18 protein-coding genes, 1 tRNA gene and 3 pseudogenes are annotated in these 16036 nt (G+C 61.8%); 13 read left to right on the top strand and 9 right to left on the bottom strand.

The annotated features are described in order from the left end of the window. The first annotated feature begins 80 nt into the window (after positions 1-80). From bioB to L0Z65_RS09025, 7 genes and pseudogenes are all read left to right on the top strand, one after another. On the top strand, positions 81-1058 hold the full coding sequence (gene bioB, locus L0Z65_RS09055) for a biotin synthase BioB (RefSeq protein WP_405106948.1): 978 nt from the start codon (positions 81-83) through the stop codon (positions 1056-1058). Next, positions 1058-2197, top strand: coding sequence for an 8-amino-7-oxononanoate synthase (locus tag L0Z65_RS09050; RefSeq protein WP_405106945.1), 1140 nt, complete (start codon positions 1058-1060; stop codon positions 2195-2197). Before bioB ends, L0Z65_RS09050 begins: the two co-directional genes overlap by 1 nt. Further along, positions 2194-2820 (top strand): dethiobiotin synthase, encoded by a 627-nt coding sequence (gene bioD, locus L0Z65_RS09045; RefSeq protein WP_405106942.1) that lies wholly within the window; start codon positions 2194-2196, stop codon positions 2818-2820. The genes L0Z65_RS09050 and bioD overlap by 4 nt, the downstream gene beginning before the upstream one ends. Continuing rightward, positions 2817-4131 (top strand): annotated as a pseudogene (gene bioA, locus L0Z65_RS09040) (adenosylmethionine--8-amino-7-oxononanoate transaminase). Before bioD ends, bioA begins: the two are co-directional and overlap by 4 nt. Then, positions 4132-4752: a pimeloyl-ACP methyl esterase BioG family protein gene (locus tag L0Z65_RS09035; protein ID WP_102897387.1), complete on the top strand. Its 621-nt coding sequence runs from the start codon at positions 4132-4134 to the stop codon at positions 4750-4752. Further along, positions 4749-5537: a methyltransferase gene (locus L0Z65_RS09030; protein WP_102897386.1), complete on the top strand. Its 789-nt coding sequence runs from the start codon at positions 4749-4751 to the stop codon at positions 5535-5537. The genes L0Z65_RS09035 and L0Z65_RS09030 overlap by 4 nt, the downstream gene beginning before the upstream one ends. 105 nt (positions 5538-5642) lie before the next feature. After that, positions 5643-6170, top strand: a pseudogene (locus L0Z65_RS09025) (DUF2478 domain-containing protein). 224 nt (positions 6171-6394) lie between these two features. On the opposite strand, the gene L0Z65_RS09020 reads toward L0Z65_RS09025, so the two are convergent. Further along, positions 6395-6478, bottom strand: a tRNA-Tyr gene (locus tag L0Z65_RS09020). 120 nt (positions 6479-6598) lie between these two features. Here L0Z65_RS09020 and rlmB point away from each other — a divergent pair. The 3 genes from rlmB (at position 6599) to L0Z65_RS09005 (ending at position 8976) form a co-directional block, all read left to right on the top strand. Next, entirely contained in the window at positions 6599-7375 is a 777-nt protein-coding gene (gene rlmB, locus L0Z65_RS09015; protein ID WP_405106938.1) for a 23S rRNA (guanosine(2251)-2'-O)-methyltransferase RlmB, read from the top strand. A 196-nt stretch (positions 7376-7571) separates the two neighbouring features. After that, entirely contained in the window at positions 7572-8135 is a 564-nt protein-coding gene (locus tag L0Z65_RS09010; RefSeq protein ID WP_254683090.1) for a YHS domain-containing (seleno)protein, read from the top strand. 370 nt (positions 8136-8505) lie between these two features. Next, positions 8506-8976 (top strand): CoA-binding protein, encoded by a 471-nt coding sequence (locus tag L0Z65_RS09005; protein ID WP_405106935.1) that lies wholly within the window; start codon positions 8506-8508, stop codon positions 8974-8976. 45 nt (positions 8977-9021) lie between these two features. On the opposite strand, the gene L0Z65_RS09000 is transcribed toward L0Z65_RS09005, so the two are convergent. From L0Z65_RS09000 to L0Z65_RS08990, 3 genes and pseudogenes are all read right to left on the bottom strand, one after another. Then, positions 9022-9339 (bottom strand): phosphoribosyl-ATP diphosphatase, encoded by a 318-nt coding sequence (locus L0Z65_RS09000; protein ID WP_014874045.1) that lies wholly within the window; start codon positions 9337-9339, stop codon positions 9022-9024. Then, a pseudogene (hisF, locus tag L0Z65_RS08995) lies at positions 9336-10098 on the bottom strand (imidazole glycerol phosphate synthase subunit HisF). Before hisF ends, L0Z65_RS09000 begins: the two are co-directional and overlap by 4 nt. Before the next feature lie 34 nt (positions 10099-10132). Then, complete coding sequence (locus tag L0Z65_RS08990; protein WP_118067508.1) at positions 10133-10615, bottom strand: DUF2867 domain-containing protein; 483 nt, start codon at positions 10613-10615, stop codon at positions 10133-10135. 270 nt (positions 10616-10885) lie between these two features. On the opposite strand from L0Z65_RS08990, the gene L0Z65_RS08985 reads away from it, so the two are divergent. Continuing rightward, the gene (locus tag L0Z65_RS08985) at positions 10886-11332 is read left to right on the top strand and encodes a DUF302 domain-containing protein (RefSeq protein ID WP_405106931.1); all 447 of its coding nucleotides are present in this window, start codon (positions 10886-10888) and stop codon (positions 11330-11332) included. Positions 11333-11426: 94 nt separating this feature from the next. Here L0Z65_RS08985 and hisA read toward each other — a convergent pair whose 3' ends face one another. Next, on the bottom strand, positions 11427-12149 hold the full coding sequence (gene hisA / locus L0Z65_RS08980; protein ID WP_096870899.1) for a 1-(5-phosphoribosyl)-5-[(5-phosphoribosylamino)methylideneamino]imidazole-4-carboxamide isomerase: 723 nt from the start codon (positions 12147-12149) through the stop codon (positions 11427-11429). A gap of 132 nt (positions 12150-12281) precedes the next feature. Here hisA and L0Z65_RS08975 point away from each other — a divergent pair, with 132 nt between their 5' ends. Then, the gene (locus tag L0Z65_RS08975; RefSeq protein WP_014874050.1) at positions 12282-12668 is read left to right on the top strand and encodes a DUF2147 domain-containing protein; all 387 of its coding nucleotides are present in this window, start codon (positions 12282-12284) and stop codon (positions 12666-12668) included. Positions 12669-12772: 104 nt separating this feature from the next. On the opposite strand, the gene L0Z65_RS08970 is transcribed toward L0Z65_RS08975, so the two are convergent. Then, positions 12773-13024, bottom strand: a complete 252-nt coding sequence (locus tag L0Z65_RS08970) for a WGR domain-containing protein (protein ID WP_014874051.1) — start codon at positions 13022-13024, stop codon at positions 12773-12775. A gap of 176 nt (positions 13025-13200) precedes the next feature. After that, a complete protein-coding gene (locus L0Z65_RS08965) occupies positions 13201-13737 on the bottom strand; it encodes a peroxiredoxin-like family protein (RefSeq protein ID WP_040174244.1) in 537 nt (178 codons plus the stop codon). A gap of 102 nt (positions 13738-13839) precedes the next feature. Here L0Z65_RS08965 and L0Z65_RS08960 point away from each other — a divergent pair, with 102 nt between their 5' ends. After that, positions 13840-14571, top strand: coding sequence for an AraC family transcriptional regulator (locus L0Z65_RS08960; RefSeq protein ID WP_405106925.1), 732 nt, complete (start codon positions 13840-13842; stop codon positions 14569-14571). A 97-nt stretch (positions 14572-14668) separates the two neighbouring features. On the opposite strand, the gene hisH is transcribed toward L0Z65_RS08960, so the two are convergent. After that, on the bottom strand, positions 14669-15307 hold the full coding sequence (gene hisH, locus L0Z65_RS08955) for an imidazole glycerol phosphate synthase subunit HisH (RefSeq protein ID WP_405106922.1): 639 nt from the start codon (positions 15305-15307) through the stop codon (positions 14669-14671). A gap of 1 nt (position 15308) precedes the next feature. Then, positions 15309-15896: an imidazoleglycerol-phosphate dehydratase HisB gene (gene hisB, locus L0Z65_RS08950; protein WP_040182101.1), complete on the bottom strand. Its 588-nt coding sequence runs from the start codon at positions 15894-15896 to the stop codon at positions 15309-15311. Between the last annotated feature and the right edge of the window lie 140 nt (positions 15897-16036).

Raw genomic sequence — 16036 nt, 5'->3', positions numbered from 1 at the left:
TGATCGCTGCACGTCAAGTTATCTATAAAACATCAACGCCATCCGCGTATGGCCATCAGGTAGAGAGAACAGGAGACAGCATGCTGGACGCTGCACCCATCCGCACCGATTGGACCCGCGAGGAAGCGGAGGCAATTTACAACACGCCTTTAATGGATCTGCTGTTTCAGGCGCATTCGGTACACCGGCAGTATTTCGATCCCAATCAGGTGCAGAAATCCAAGTTGCTCAGCATCAAGACCGGCGGCTGCGCCGAGGATTGCGCCTATTGCTCGCAGTCGGCCCGCAACGGTGCGCAGCTGTCGGCCTCCAAGCTGATCGAAGTGCAGCGGGTGATTGCCGAGGCGAAAAAAGCCAAAGAAAGCGGCGCGACCCGCTACTGCATGGGTGCCGCCTGGCGCTCGCCCAAGGACCGCGACATGGCGGCGCTGGAGGCAATGGTGCAGGGGGTCAAGGACCTGGGCATGGAAACCTGCATGACCCTGGGCATGCTGGACGAGGAACAGGTGTTCCGCCTGCGTGATGCGGGTCTCGACTACTACAACCACAACATCGACACGTCGGAGCGTTACTACTCCGAGATCATCACCACCCGCACCTTTGCCGACCGTATCGACACCCTGAACCGGGTGCGCGAGGCGGGCATCAAGGTGTGCTCCGGGGGCATCGTCGGCATGGGGGAGAAGCAGCTGGACCGCATCGACATGATGCTGGCGCTGGCGACGCTGGAGGTGCACCCGGATTCGGTGCCCGTGAACATGCTGATCCCGATTGCCGACACGCCGCTGGCGGATGTGGAAAAGCTGGATCCGATCGAATTTGTCCGCTCCGTGGCGCTGGCCCGGATCCTGATGCCGAAATCGCATGTGCGCCTGTCTGCAGGCCGCACAGACATGTCGGACGAGATGCAGGCGATGTGCTTCTTTGCCGGGGCCAACTCGATCTTTGTGGGTGACACGCTGCTGACCGCCGACAACCCGGAAGAGGACAAGGACCAGCAGCTGTTCGACCGTCTGGGCATCACCGCGATGGCGGTGGGATGTGACGGCAGCCGCTGATGGCGGGGGCCTTCCCGAGGCATGAGACATCGTTGGAAGCGCTGCGCAATCGCGGGCGCTACCGGCAGCTGATGCCGCGGGACGGGCATGACTTTGCCTCCAATGATTACCTTGGGCTGGCGGGCAGCGATGTGCTGCGCACCGCTGCTGTTGATGCGCTGGCGCGCGGAGTGCCGGTCGGGGCAGGCGGTTCGCGCCTGCTGCGCGGCAATGACGCAGAGCATCAGCAGTTGGAAGCTGAGGCGGCGGCGTTCTTTGGAACCGAGGCAGCACTTTTCATGGGGGGCGGCTTCACTGCCAATCAGGCGATTTTCTCGACCCTGCCGCAGCAGGGCGATCTGGTGCTGTATGATGCGCTGATCCATGCCAGCACCCATGACGGGATGCGGCTGGGCCGGGCGGAGACCCGCAGCTTTGCCCACGGCGATGCGGAAGACGCTTCGCGGGTGCTGACGGACTGGCGCGCTGCTGGTGGCACCGGACAGGTCTGGATCGCGGTTGAGGCGGTCTATTCCATGGATGGCGACCTGGCGCCGCTGGATGCGCTGATGGCGCTTGCCGATACGGACGGCGCGGTGCTGGTGGTGGATGAGGCGCATTCAACGGGTGTGTTCGGCGATTTGGGGCGCGGGCTGGCGCACGACTTTGCCCACCGGCCGAATGTCCTGAGCCTGCACACCTGCGGCAAGGCGCTGGGGGCCTCTGGTGCGCTGATCTGCGGCCAGCGGGTGCTGATCGAGACGCTGATCAACAAGGCGCGCGGGTTTATCTTTGCCACCGCCCCGTCGCCCTTGAATGCCGCACTGGTGCGCGCGGCCTTGGCTGAGCTGCAACAGAACACGGGCCGCCGCGAACAGGCATGGCAGGGGATCACCCATGCCCAAGGCGAGGCCAAACGCCTTTGCGGGCTGGACGGTTTCCAAAGCCAGATCCTGCCGGTGGTGATCGGTGACGATAAGCGCACCATGGCGCTGGCGTCCGCCATGCAGGCGCTGGGTTATGATATTCGCGGTATCCGCCCGCCGACGGTGCCGCGCGGCACCTCGCGGCTGCGGCTGTCGATTACTTTGAATACCGGGGCAGGGGTCATCACCCAAATGTTCGAAGACCTCGCCCGGGAAATGGAGACTAACCCATGAGCGCGCTGATCGTCACCGGGACCGATACCGGCATCGGCAAGACCATCTTTTCCGCAGGTCTGGTGCAGGCACTGGGCGCCACCTATTGGAAGCCGGTGCAATCGGGGCTGGAAGAGGAAACCGACAGCCAGATCGTGGCGCGCCTTTCCGGCCGTCCGGCGCTGCCTGAAGGGTATTTGCTGCAACTGCCAGCCTCGCCGCATCTATCGGCGGAGGCCGAGGGCGTAGAGATCGACCCCGATACGCTGGCCTTGCCGCACGTGGACGGCGTGCTGGTTGCCGAAGGGGCGGGCGGGCTGATGGTTCCCTTGAACCGCAAGGTTCTGTATCTTGACCTTTTTGCCCGCTGGAGCGCGCCGGTGATCTTATGCGCGCGGACGCAGCTGGGCACGATCAACCACACGCTGTTGTCGCTAAAGGCCCTGCGCGGCGCGGGCTGCTCGGTGGTGGGCGTGGCCTTTATCGGCGATGCGGAGCCTGCGGTTGAAGAAACCATCTGCCAGTTTGGTCAGGTGGCGCATCTGGGCCGTCTGCCGGTGCTGGGCGAGCTGACCTCTGACGCTTTGGCCGTGGCCTTCCAGGCCAGTATCCGCATAGACCTGATCAAGGAGGCCTTGGGATGAGCGCTGCTGACCTCAGCCAGCTGGAGTTCGACCAGCAGCACCTCTGGCATCCCTACACCAATGTCGCCAGACCCGGCCCGACCTTCGTGGTGAAGGAAAGCGCGGGCGTCCACATCACGCTCGACGATGGCACCCGGCTGATTGATGCCATGTCGTCGTGGTGGTGCATGATGCACGGCCACAGGCACCCGGCGATCACATCGGCTATCCACGACCAGCTCGACACCCTGCCGCATGTGATGTTCGGCGGGCTGACCCATGATCCGGCGATCGACTTGGGCCGCAAGCTCTTGGAGATCACGCCCGTAAGCCTGACGCGCATCTTCTACTGCGACTCTGGCTCGGTCTCGGTCGAGGTGGCGATGAAAATGGCGGTGCAATACCAGCATGCCATCGGCCAGCCGAGCGCGCAAGGAGTTTGCCACCATCCGCTCCGGTTATCACGGCGACACCTGGAAGGCGATGAGCGTCTGCGACCCGGACACCGGCATGCACCACCTGTTTCAGGGCGCGCTGAGCGTGCAGCATTTCGTTTCGCGCCCGCCCATCCGTATCCATGAAGAATGGGTGGAGGACCCGACGCTGAACGGGCTGGGTGAGCTGCGCAGCGTGCTGGAGGCCGGGCGGGACAAGATCGCTGCCTTTATTCTGGAACCCGTGGTGCAGGGTACCGGCGGCATGTATTTCTATCACCCGGAATACCTGAACCAGGCCCGTGCCTTGTGCGATGAACTGGGTGTCCTGCTGATTTTCGACGAGATTGCCACCGGCTTTGGCCGCACCGGTGAGTTGTTTGCCACCAATTTCTGCACGGTCCAACCGGATATCATCTGTTTGGGCAAGGGGCTGACGGGCGGCCATATCTCATTCGCCTGCACCATGACCAACGACCGCGTCGCGGAGGGCATCGGCGGCAGCAACCCTGGCATCTTCATGCATGGGCCGACCTATATGGCCAATCCGCTGGCCTGTGCGGCGGCCAAGGCCTCGCTGGATTTGCTGACCGGGCAGGCCCCCGAAACTCAAGACTGGCGCGGCACCGTCTCTGCGATCGCAGAGCAGATGCAGGCTGAGCTGGCACCGGCGCGCGATCTGCCCAATGTGGCGGATGTGCGGGTGCTGGGCGCGATTGGCGTCATCGAGATGAAACACGCGGTGTCTGCGGATGAGGCCCACGCCCGGGCGCATGAAATGGGCGTGTTCCTGCGTCCCTTCGGCAAGAACATCTATACCATGCCGCCGTTCATCACCTCGCCAGAGCAGCTGAGCCGGATCACCGCAGGCATGCTGCGGCTGGCGCGGGAGCTGTAAATGGATTTCCGCTGGCTCAAACAGGATCAGGCAGCTGAGGCCATCGTGGTCTTTGGCGGCTGGGCTGTGGGGCCGGATGTGTTTGATCATCTCACAGGCCCTCAGGACATCCTTTTTGTCAGTGATTACCGCGGCCTTGATGCAGACCTTCCCGATATGTCGGGTTACGACCATGTCACCCTTCTGGCGTGGTCTTTTGGCGTTGCAGCCTATGCCCATTGGCAGGAGGGGCGCACCGATCCCTTTGGCCGCAAAGTTGCAGTCAACGGAACCCTTGCGCCGGTGGATGCAGGGCACGGTATCCCGCCAGATGTGATGGCCAAAACGGCGGAAGGGCTGAGTGAGGCGAGCTTTGCCCAGTTCCTGCGCCGGACCTTCAATGCGCCGCAACCCCCCAGGGTGATCGACATCGAGGCCCGCCGCGCTGAACTGCATGCGGTTGCTGCGCGCGGCGCGGCCCCCGCCGTGGCCTTCGATCAGGTCTGGATCGCGGGGCGGGATCGAATTTTTCCGCCTGCCAATCAGCACCGGGCCTGGGAAGGTGCGCCACTTCGGGAACTGCCCGCGGCGGCCCATGCCCCCTTTGATCACTTCGACAGCTGGCAGGCCCTGATCCCATGAAAGATCTGACACCCCCAGCTGTTGATGCCGCCCGTGTGGCGCGCGCCTTTCGCCGGGGGCTGGGCAGCTATCACGGTGCGGCGTCTGCGCAGGCGCAGATTGCAGCCGAACTTTCGGCGCTTTTGGCCAAACACGTGGGTCAGACACCGTTTTCGCATCTGTTTGAATTTGGGGCCGGGACTGGCCATCTGACCGATGCGCTGCTGCGGGATCTCTCGGTTTCGCGCCTCACGCTCAACGATCTGCTGCCTGAGGCGGAGGCCGGTTTGCTGCCGATCCTGAAGGCACGGGGGAAATCCGCAAGTTTCCTCCCAGGGCGAATTGAGGACATCTGCCTGCCCGAGCCGCTAGACCTGATCGCAGCGGCCTCTGTTGTGCAGTGGGTCAGCGACCTGCCAGGTCTGCTGCGCCGATTTGAGGCTGCGCTGTGCCCCGGTGGCTGGCTCGCGCTCTCCGGTTTCGGCTCGGCGCATTTTCATGAATTGGTCGCACTCGGCTCTGATGCGGCAGCCCCAAACTATATGGACCACCACCAATGGGCGGGGGTGCTGCCTCAGGGTCTGCGGCTGATCGAACTGCGACAGGCGCCGATCGTCCTCAGGTTTGACACTCCGCGGGCGGTGCTGCGCCATCTGCGGGACACCGGTGTGAACGGCCAGTCGCGCGGTGGCTGGAGCCGTGGCAGGCTTCGGGCGTTTGAAGACGCTTATTGCAGCCGTTTTTCCCATCAGGGCGGTGTGTGTCTCACCTATGATCCGGTGCTGATGTTGGCACGGCGCGTCTGAACAGCACTGCGGCCAAAGTCGCAGGCCGCGCGACGATTGCGCCTCTGGCAGTTGCGCGGCTTTGGCGCTAGCCTGTGGCCGAAAATCACCAAATAAGAGGCCACAATGCATCTGTCCTACGTCATGACCCAGGAGCGCGGTGCCACCGACAAGCTGCTCAGCGCATTGGCAGAGCGGTTGCAGGCCGATGGGCTGCGACTGGCCGGGATCGTCCAGACCAACACCGAATGCTATGACAACGCGCTGTGTGACATGGATGTGCGCGTCCTGCCGGCTGGGTGAGACCATCCGTATTTCGCAATCTCTCGGCCCAGAGGCGCGGGGATGCCGTCTCAACCCGGAGGCATTGGAGCGCGCGGTGGGGCAGGTCACGGCGGCGCTGGGGCAGGACCGGCACCGCAGGTTCTGTTGGTGAACAAATTCGGCAAACATGAGGCGGACGGGCGCGGAATGCGCCCTGTCATCGGCGAGGCGCTGGCGCGCGGAGCGGTGGTGGTTTCTGGCGTCAACCGGATGAATGTCGAGGCGTTTCAGAACTTCTCTGACGGGCTGGCGCAGGAGGCTGAACCGGATCTTGATGCGCTCGTAAACTGGGTCCATTCCGCCGTTGAAGAGGCCGCGAAAGAGAGCTGATAATCCCTGTAGTCGCACAGCTGATCTAACAAACCGGTGGGAGATATCACGCCGGTTTGTTTGGCGTACCTGCCGCAGATGATATCAGAGAGTGGAGTGTATAGGCGCGGGTGGTCGGTGCGTGAAGTCAGGAATAATGATATAAATCAGGTGGTTGGATTAAGATATTCGCCCAGCGGCAAGTGCCACCATCTTCTTGCTTCATACTGTTGAAAGAGAGAAGATGGTGGGCGACCCTGGAATCGAACCAGGCGTGCGTCTCCGCGAGGGAGTTACAGTCCCCTGCCACACCTTGCGGCCTGTCGCCCACAATCAGTTGCATGTTGCACCTGATGTGGAGGCGTGATTACAAGCAGGTCAAAGGGGCGTCAACCGGAAAAACGCAAGTTTTTCACGCGGGTCCTGATTTCTTTCTGCTGGAGAGCAATATGTCCAAAAAACCCAAGTGGGTCGTCGAAAAAGAGCAGGCCAAGAAGGCGGCTTCCGCTGAAACCGTATGGCTGTTTGGCCTGCATGCGGTGCGCGATGCGCTGCTCAATCCTGAGCGTGAAAAACTCCGACTGATGGTGACCCAGAACGCGGAGGCAAAGCTGGCCGATGCCATTGCACAGTCGGGGGTTGAGGCAGAGGTGATTGACCCGCGCAAATTCAACCCGCCGATTGACAAGCAGTCGGTCCACCAGGGCGCCGTTCTCGAAGTGAAGCCGCTGAACTGGGGCGGGCTGGACGAGAACTGCATCGGCGCGGAGGTTCCGCGCGTGTTGCTGCTGGACCGGGTGACAGATCCCCACAACGTTGGCGCGATCCTGCGCTCGGCAGAGGTGCTGGGCGCCAGCGCTGTCATCGGCACACGACATAACTCCGCACCAGAGACCGGCGCGCTTGCCAAAACTGCCAGCGGTGCGCTGGAGCGCCAACCCTATCTGCGGATGCGCAACCTTGCGGACACGATTGTCGAATTGCAGCGGATGGGCTTTCTGGTGCTGGGCCTTGATGGCGAGGCGGAGCAAACCATCGAAACGGTTCTGGACGGGCGCAAGAGCGCTCCTGTGGCATTGGTCCTCGGGGCAGAGGGGCCGGGCCTGCGTCAAAAGACGAAGGAAACCGTGGATCATCTGGTCAAGATTGATGCTGCCGGTGGTTTTGGGTCGCTGAATGTCTCCAATGCGGCGGCGATTGCGCTCTACGCCTCGCTGCCTCGCTAATTGGTGCCAGCGACCCCGATCAGGCCTGTGAGGCGCTCTCGTGACAATGTCAGCGCGCCCTCACAGGCCTATCACAAATGCGTATCCTCTCTTTGCAGACGCCGGTCTGCCGGGCAGACTTATCGTGACGCCGTCGCGGGCATGCACCTGTCTGCGCGCCAAGACTGAACAACTCGACGAAGGACCCCGCCTGCCCGTGACCCGCCGCCCTGCCATGCCCAGTCCGCAATCCCACCCGATCCCGACGTCGCGCATTCCGCGCCTGCGGGAAGGGAAAGTCCGGCATCTGGGTGCTGTGGTCAGGTCGATGATGGCCGTGCTGGCGGTCGGCAGTGTGGTCGCTCTGGCGGCGACGCTGACGCCTGAGACAGCCCGCGCTGACCCGGCGCTGGTCTCCGCGCCAAGGGGAGTGGCCGCAGGTGGCCATGATGTGGTGGCATTTTTTCAGGATGGGACGGCCGTGCTGGGCCAGCAGACCCATGCGATCCTGTGGCATGGGGCGGTCTGGCGTTTTGCCTCCTCGCAGAATCAGGAGCGGTTTGAGCTGAACCCCCGCGCCTATGCGCCCCGGTTTGGGGGCTATTGCGCATATGCGCTCTCCAAAGGGTATCTGGCGCCCGGTAATCCGACGCTTTGGGTGATTGCGGACGGTCGGCTTTATCTGCTGAACAATCCAAGCGCGCTGGCCGCATGGCAGGCCGAGCGGCAAGCGCTGATCGCCGCCGCAGAAGGGCGGTGGCCCAAAATCCTGCGGAAGTGACCGGCAGGCACCGCCTCTTGCCTGAGTTGCGAAAGCCCCGCGACAGGTTCCTATGTGACTGGCCGCGCGAGAGAAATGTCACGAATTTGAGAGGTTCCCTTTCAAAATCGACAACCCACCCCATATTATTAACAGACTGCGAACTGGAACCTTCGCAGATCTTTTTCACTGTCCCTCGTTCCATACCTTGCGCCCGGGCCTGATCCCGGGCGCTTTTTTCTTGCTCTGTAGGGAGCGTGTGATTTCTGACAGGGCTGCAGCACGCAATTGATCTTGCACCCAATGCATCAGGCGATACGGTCAGGGTTGACGCAACGCTCATCAGACGACTTTGGCAGGGCGATGTGAGACCAGTGCAGACGGGGGAGCGATGCCAGACTATACCGACCAGCATCTGAAAGGTGTGCTGACACGCACCAAGACCATCGCGGTGGTTGGCGTCTCCACGAATTCGGTCCGTCCCAGCTACTATGTGGCGCGATATCTCGGCCTCAAGGGCTATCGCGTGCTGCCGGTGAACCCGGGCCATGCGGGGAAGTCCCTGTTTGGTCAGACCATTCACGCCAGCCTGAGTGATATTCAGGAGCCGGTCGATATGGTCGACATCTTTCGCCGCTCCGAGGCGGTGCCCGCCATCGTGGAGGAGGCGCTGGAGGTCTGCGAAGGGGTGCAGACGATCTGGATGCAGATCGGCGTAGAGCATGCCGAGGCCGCCGCAAAAGCGGAGGCGCGTGGTGTCACAGTGATCCAGAACCGCTGTCCGAAGATCGAATATCAGCGCCTGTTCGGAGAGCTGCGCATGGGTGGATTTGCCACCGGGATCATTTCCTCGAAGCTCTGAGGCGGCTGGTCAAATCGGTGCTCCCACCAGCCACAGATCCCTATGTCAGCCCTTGGGTCGCGCGGCCTTCTCAGCAATGCCACTCAGACCCTGACGATCTGCCAGCACCTGAAGCACATCATCCAGCGCCACATCACGCGCTGCCAGCATCACCAGAAAATGATAAAGCACATCCGCCCCCTCAGAAGCGAGGCCGGTCTTGTTGTCCTTCACCGCCTCAATGATGGCTTCAATGGCCTCCTCGCCGAATTTCTCGGCACATTTTTCCGGCCCCTTGGCAAGCAGTTTGGCGGTCCAGCTGCTGTCCGGATCAGCCCCCTTGCGGGACAGAATAGTGGTCTCAAGATCGTGCAGCAGGGTCATGTAAGCCTCATCGGGATACCGGCAGCGGCCATATGTTGTTTGGCTTCCTGCACAGTGAATTCACCAAAGTGAAAGATGGAGGCCGCCAGAACCGCGCTGGCACCGCCCTTGGTGACGCCCTCCACCAGATGGTCCAGCGTGCCGACACCACCAGAGGCGATCACGGGCACATCGACGGCATCGGATATCGCGCGGGTCAGCGGCAGGTTGAAACCTGATTTGGTGCCGTCGCGGTCCATTGAGGTCAGCAGGATCTCTCCCGCACCTTTGGCCACTACGAGCCGGGCGAATTCAACCGCATCAATGCCGGTTTCACGGCGACCGCCATGGGTGAAGATTTCCCATTTTCCGGGCGCCACCGTTTTGGCGTCGATGGCGCAGACGATGCACTGGCTGCCGAACTGATCCGCAGCCTCGCGAATGACATCCGGATTGGCCACTGCTGCGGAATTGAACGAGACCTTATCGGCCCCAGCCAGGAGCAAGGCACGCACGTCTTCTTTTGTGCGGACCCCACCGCCCACGGTGAGCGGTACGAAACACTGCTCCGCCGTGCGCCGCACCATATCGAACATGGTGCCGCGGTTTTCATGGGTCGCGTGGATGTCGAGAAAGCAGATCTCATCCGCGCTAGGCCGCATCATAGGCCTTGGCGGCCTCAACAGGATCGCCAGCGTCGCGCAGGCCAACGAAATTTACACCTTTGACCACGCGGCCATCAGCCACGTCGAGACAGGGGATAATGCGGGTTTTCAGCATGGAGGATCCCTTTGCCGCTGCGGATGGGCCTGTCTTACTGCGCGGGTGGTTGGGATGCAATCACGGGGCTGTGCCGCGCGATGCGGCGCATGCTGTCCCGGACAATCAGGATGTGAAACGGCATCACCAGCGCCAGATAGATCCGCCCCAGAAGGTTATGTCGGTGTACCCAGGTGGCCATGTAAATCTGCCCGTCATGGCGTAAAACGGTGATGCGGAAATCCAGATGACTGTCATCGGCACCCAGGATCAATTCGCGGCTGTCCTCAAAGGTGACGGGAAAGATCGCGCCTTCGCCGGTGTCACTCACCTCGGTTTTTAGTCCCAGCGGGCGTACAATCGCGTTGCGCAGCCGTAAAAGCGCGGAGGCCCATCCCGGCATCGACAGGCCAATATCGGCAGCCTCCCGCGGGGACAATGGGCTTTCAACCGCATAGCCGTCGATGAAATCGCCGGGCGAGACCATCTGCCACAAACGGGCACTGTCGGGGAGGCGGGTCTTGCGGACGCGGGGCATGGGCTGAGTTCCGTTTCTGTCTTCGCACCGGAGAGATCAACGGCACTATTGCGGCGCAATAAACGTCAATTTGCGACAGATGGGAAGCGGGCGCGGTGCCGCAGGGGGTGCGGCATCTGCCTCGGCACCATTTATGACTAGGTTTGCTGTGTGCAAATGATCGGACCCGGCCCTGTGGCACGGGTTTGCCGATGCCAAAGATGTGAATTGTACACAGGGCTGTACTGGCTTGTTCTTAGCGCATTCATTCCCCAATTCGGAGCTGCCGTTATGATCAAATCCCTTGCCCTCGCCGGAGCCATTGCTGTTATGTCCGCCTTTCCTGCCGCTGCTGACCTGATCAAAATACCAAGCCAAAAACCCGTGGCCGAAACCATGGATGCGCTGCAGGCCGCCGTTGAGGGCGCGGGCGCCACGGTGTTTGCCCGTGTGGATCACGCCGCAGGGGCGCAGAAAGTGGATCTGTCGCTTGGTGACGCGCAGCTGCTGATCTTTGGCAATCCCAAACTGGGTACCCCGGTGATGCAGGCGGATCCGCGCGCGGGGTTGTTCCTGCCCCTGAAAATCCTCGCGTATCAGGACGCGGAGGGGCAGGTCTGGCTGACCTATGAAGATCCGGCCGAGATGCTCTCAGCGCTGGATGTTCCGGCCGATGCGGAGGCCGTGGCCAAGATGCAGGGCGCGCTTGGCAAGCTGACGGGTGCCGCGGTCAAATAACGCGGGCGGTTTCAGCACAGGCGGAGGGGGCGCTGCCCCCTCTGGGCCTCCGGCCCATTCATCCCAGAGATATTTCCTGCCAGAAGAGGGGCGATCAGCTCTTGAGGATCTTCAGCGCCTCGCCAAGGTCGATCGCGCCATCATAAAGCGCGCGACCGGAGATGGCGCCGTTCAAAGGCGCGCCGCAGGATTTGAGCGCCCGCAGATCGTCCAGCGAAGACACACCGCCCGAGGCAATTACCGGAATGCTCACGGCATCGGCCAGCGCGGCTGTGGCCTCAACGTTCGGACCTTTCATGGCACCATCGCGCAGAATATCGGTGTAGATAATCGCGGCCACACCGGCATCCTCAAAGGATTTTGCCAGATCGGTCACCATGACATCGGTCTCTTCGGCCCAGCCCTTGGTGGCGACGCGGCCATTGCGGGCATCAATGCCGACGGCGACCTTGCCGGGGAAGGCGCGCGCCGCTTCGCGGACCAGATCGGGGTTCTCCACCGCAACGGTGCCGAGGATCACCCGCGCCAGACCTTTGTCAATCCAGCGTTCGATGGTGGCCATATCCCGAATGCCGCCGCCCAGCTGGGCCGGAACCTTGCAGCGCTTCAGGATTTCCTCGACCGGGGCCGCATTGACCGGCTCACCCGCGAAGGCCCCGTTCAGATCCACCAGATGAAGCCAGTCACAGCCTGCCTCGACAAACTCCAGCGCCTGCGCTGCGGGGTCATCGTTGAAGACGGTGGTCTTCTCCATATCACCATGCAGCAGGCGAACGGCCTGGCCATCTTTGAGGTCGATTGCGGGGTAGAGGATCATCTGGCCGGTCCTTCATAAAACTAAGCTGGCCTCTTTTGCACAAGGCCACGCCGGATTGCAACGCGACCCGAGGTCAAGCTTGCCTGAATTGCCTCTTGGCGGCCAGACTGGCTGCAAAAGGGAGGATGACACATGAAGAAACTGGCACTTGGTATCGCCTGTGCATTGGGTCTGGCGGGCATGGCCTCAGCTGATCCGGTGCTGGGCACCTGGAAAACGCAGCCTGATGACGGCTCATATGCCCATGTCACCATGGCGCCCTGTGGCGCAGCCGTTTGCGGCAAGATCAGCCGGACGTTCAATGCTGAGGGGGAGTATAAATCGCCCAATATCGGCAAAACGCTGGTGATTGACATGGTGGCGAATGGCGATGGGTCTTACGCGGGCAAGGTCTGGCGCCCCTCCAACAACAAGATCTATACCGGCAAGATGAACCTGTCCGGCAAATCGCTGGCCTTGCGGGGCTGCGTGGCAGGCGGTCTGATCTGCTCCAAACAGACCTGGAGCCGGGTGAAGTAAGCGCGCTTTTCAAGATCACACGAGATGATCGGGACATCAGGGGGCGGCGACATCAGGTCGGCGCCTTTTTTTGTGATCGGTGCGCGGACACTGGGGGCAGGGCCCTAGAACAGCCCCAGCTGCACCGGGATCGGCACGAAGCCGCGTTTGATCTGGCGATCGCGATGTTTCTCGGCAGCTGCCAGGGCGGTTTCCTGGGATGTGTAGTAGCTGCGCCGCTGTTGACCCCCGGCCTCTCCCAGCGGGCCGTTGGTCTGTTCGACACACCACTCCCCGAACAGGGTCTGGCTCAGGTTCAGCACGCAATAGCGGTGTTGACCTTCAATATAGTCGAATTTTTCGAGACGGATCTGCACCGGGCCGCGACCTGCAAAAGACTGGGGATATCTGGGTTTGCGGTGTATGCCCGTGTGCGTCCCCACTGTCCATCCATTCTCGCGCGGATTTCACATTGCCATGTGGCGTCCGGTTGCCATCTGGCCACAGCCCCCTGCGGCCAGATGCCTTCCCGTCATTGATCTGATGCCCGTGATCAGACGTCGCCGTCGTATTCGCCGCGCGCGGGGTAGTCATTGGCGATGGCAAAATCCAGCGCCGAGACCAGTTCCGAGAAATGCGGGCGCACGAAGGGCATGGTCTGCACCGACCCGTAATAAAGCGTCTGCTCAGGCGTCACCATGAACAGGCCGGGTTCGGAAAACAGCGCCGGTTCCTCAATCCCGATGGAGGTCTTGCCGCGCGAGGTTGACAGATACAGCCCCCACTGGCGGGCGACGTTCAGCGACAGGTCATAACCAAAGCGCAGCGCCTCAGCGCCGATCTTGTCGGCCATCGCGCGGGTCCGTTCTTCGCCATCACTGCTGACGGCGATACAGGCCACACCGCGGCTGGCGAAATCAGCAACCCGCTTTTCCAGCTCGGTCAGATAGTTGGCGCAGATCGGGCAGTGCAATCCGCGGTAAAAGCAGATCACCGTGCCCCGTGTCGCATCTTCTGAGGACAGATCAAATGTCCCGTGGTCCAGTGTCGGCAGGGTGAGATCGGGTGTTTTTTGGCGTGGCATCAGCATGGGGTGGTCCTTGTCAGATCGCAGTGTTGGTGGCTTGTTTTTCATCTTTGCGCAGATTAGGGTCACATAAATCCGAAAAATATGATGGATAATCCGATTTCCATGGATCGTCTGACCACATTGATGGATCGCTTCCAGCTCAGCGTATGCGCCGCAGGGCCGGGGGAGGCGAACCTTATCGCCCTTGCGGATTCCAAAGGTGAGCCGGTGTGTATCTGCTATCGTACGAACGAACGGTCACAGATGCCCACCTCTGCTGCGGTGATGTGGGCGGCGCGGGTAGAATGGTCTGGACGTCGCAACCCGTTTCTGGCGGCTCTTCCGGCGCAGGTCGAATATGACATCTCCGATGCTCCGGAGGTACAGGCTCTGGTGCGTGCAATGCGGGGGGAGGCTGAGGCCGGTCGCTGCGGGGCGCAATCAGTGATCAACCGCTTGGGTGAGGTGCTGATGGTGCATCTTCTGCGCAACCAGCTTCAGAATGGTGCGACCCAGCCGGGGCTGCTGGCCGGGCTGGCGGACCCACGGCTGAGCCGGGCGATTGTCGCCATGCATGATCATCCGGGCCGCCTCTGGAGCAATGCCGATCTGGCCGAGGTCGCGGGATTGTCGCTGTCGCGTTTTGCCGAAGTTTTCGCCGCAGAGGTGGGAGAAACCCCGATCGGATACCTGCGCCGCTGGCGGTTGATCCTTGCACATCAGGATCTGTCGCGCGGGGATCGGGTTGATGCCGTGGCCCGGCGCTATGCGTATAGCAGCCCCGAAGGTTTCAGCCGTGCCTTTCGCAAGGCCTATGGCGTGGCGCCGCTGTCGCTGCGCATGGCGGCTGCCTGATCGCCGCCGCGCCTGTCATCTTTCCATAAATACTCAAATACAAAAGCCACCTGCGCAGCAGGTGGCTTTCGGATGTCATGATATACCAACCCTTGGGTTACGGCGCCCAGGTCAGGAAATTCCCGATCATCCGCAGGCCAACGTCCTGGCTTTTCTCCGGGTGGAACTGCATCCCCACCATGGTGTCACGACCAATAACGGCGGTGACATCGCCACCGTAATCCACATGTGCCAGCCGCTCCGCCGGGTCTTTTACCCGGAAATGGTAGGAGTGGACGAAATAGCAGTGATCGCCGGACGTGATGCCATCAAACATCGCGTGGTCATGGTCGATCACCAGATTGTTCCAGCCCATATGCGGCACTTTCAGGCTGCTGTCGCTGGGCGTGATCTTGACCACATCCCCCTGAACCCAGCCAAGGCCTGGAGTGTCGCGGTATTCGTGGCCGGTGGTGGCCATCAACTGCATACCGACACAGATCCCCAGAAAGGGGCGACCGTTCTGTTCGACCGCCTCCACCATGGCCTCATAGATGCCGCGATGGCCGCGCAGCTCCTCCGCGCAGGCCGGGAAGGCGCCATCGCCGGGCAGCACCAGCCGGTCGGCCCGCGCCACAACATCGGCGTCCGAGGTCACCACAACCTCGCCGCCATCCACCTCCCGCGCCATGCGTTGAAAGGCTTTTTCGGCCGAGTGCAGATTGCCGGATTCGTAGTCGATGATCGCGGTCAGCATATTAGAGCGCACCTTTGGTCGACGGGATGGCATCGCCTTTGCGCGGATCGGTTTCGACAGCCGTGCGCAGGGCGCGGGCCACGGCCTTGAATGCCGCTTCGGCGATGTGGTGGCTGTTGAAGCCGTGCAGCTGGTCAATATGCAGTGTGATGCCGCCGTGCGTGCTCAGCGCCTGAAAGAACTCGCGCACCAGTTCGGTGTCGAAAGTGCCGATCTTCTGGGTCGGAAGATCCACATTCCAGATCAGAAACGGACGCGCAGACAGATCCAGCGCACAGCGCACCTGCGCGTCATCCATCGGCAGGTGGCACTCGCCATAGCGGTTGATGCCCTTCTTGTCACCAAGGGCCGCAACCAGTGCCTGCCCCAGCGCGATGCCGGTATCCTCGACGGTGTGGTGATCATCAATGTGATAATCTCCCTTGGCGCGGATGGTCATATCGATCAGCGAATGGCGCGACAGCTGGTCCAGCATATGGTCGAAAAAGCCGACGCCGGTCTGGTTGTCATAGGCACCGGTCCCGTCGAGGTTGATCTCGACAGTGATCTCGGTTTCGGCGGTCTTGCGGGTGATCTGAGCGCTACGCATGGTCGGCATGTCCTTGATATCCTGCGCCGCTTATAGGGGCAGGGCGGGGGCGCGCTCAAGCCTGCCGCAGCAATTGGCGCAAAACTGTTGCGCCATTCGACCGCGCGGCCCCCACGGGAGGCCGCGCCGGGGATTGCCTC

Origin of the sequence: Phaeobacter sp. BS52 (assembly GCF_045040595.1) — a bacterium.
GTDB classification, from domain to species: Bacteria; Pseudomonadota; Alphaproteobacteria; order Rhodobacterales; family Rhodobacteraceae; genus Phaeobacter; species Phaeobacter piscinae.
This window is presented reverse-complemented; position numbering and strand designations above follow the sequence as displayed.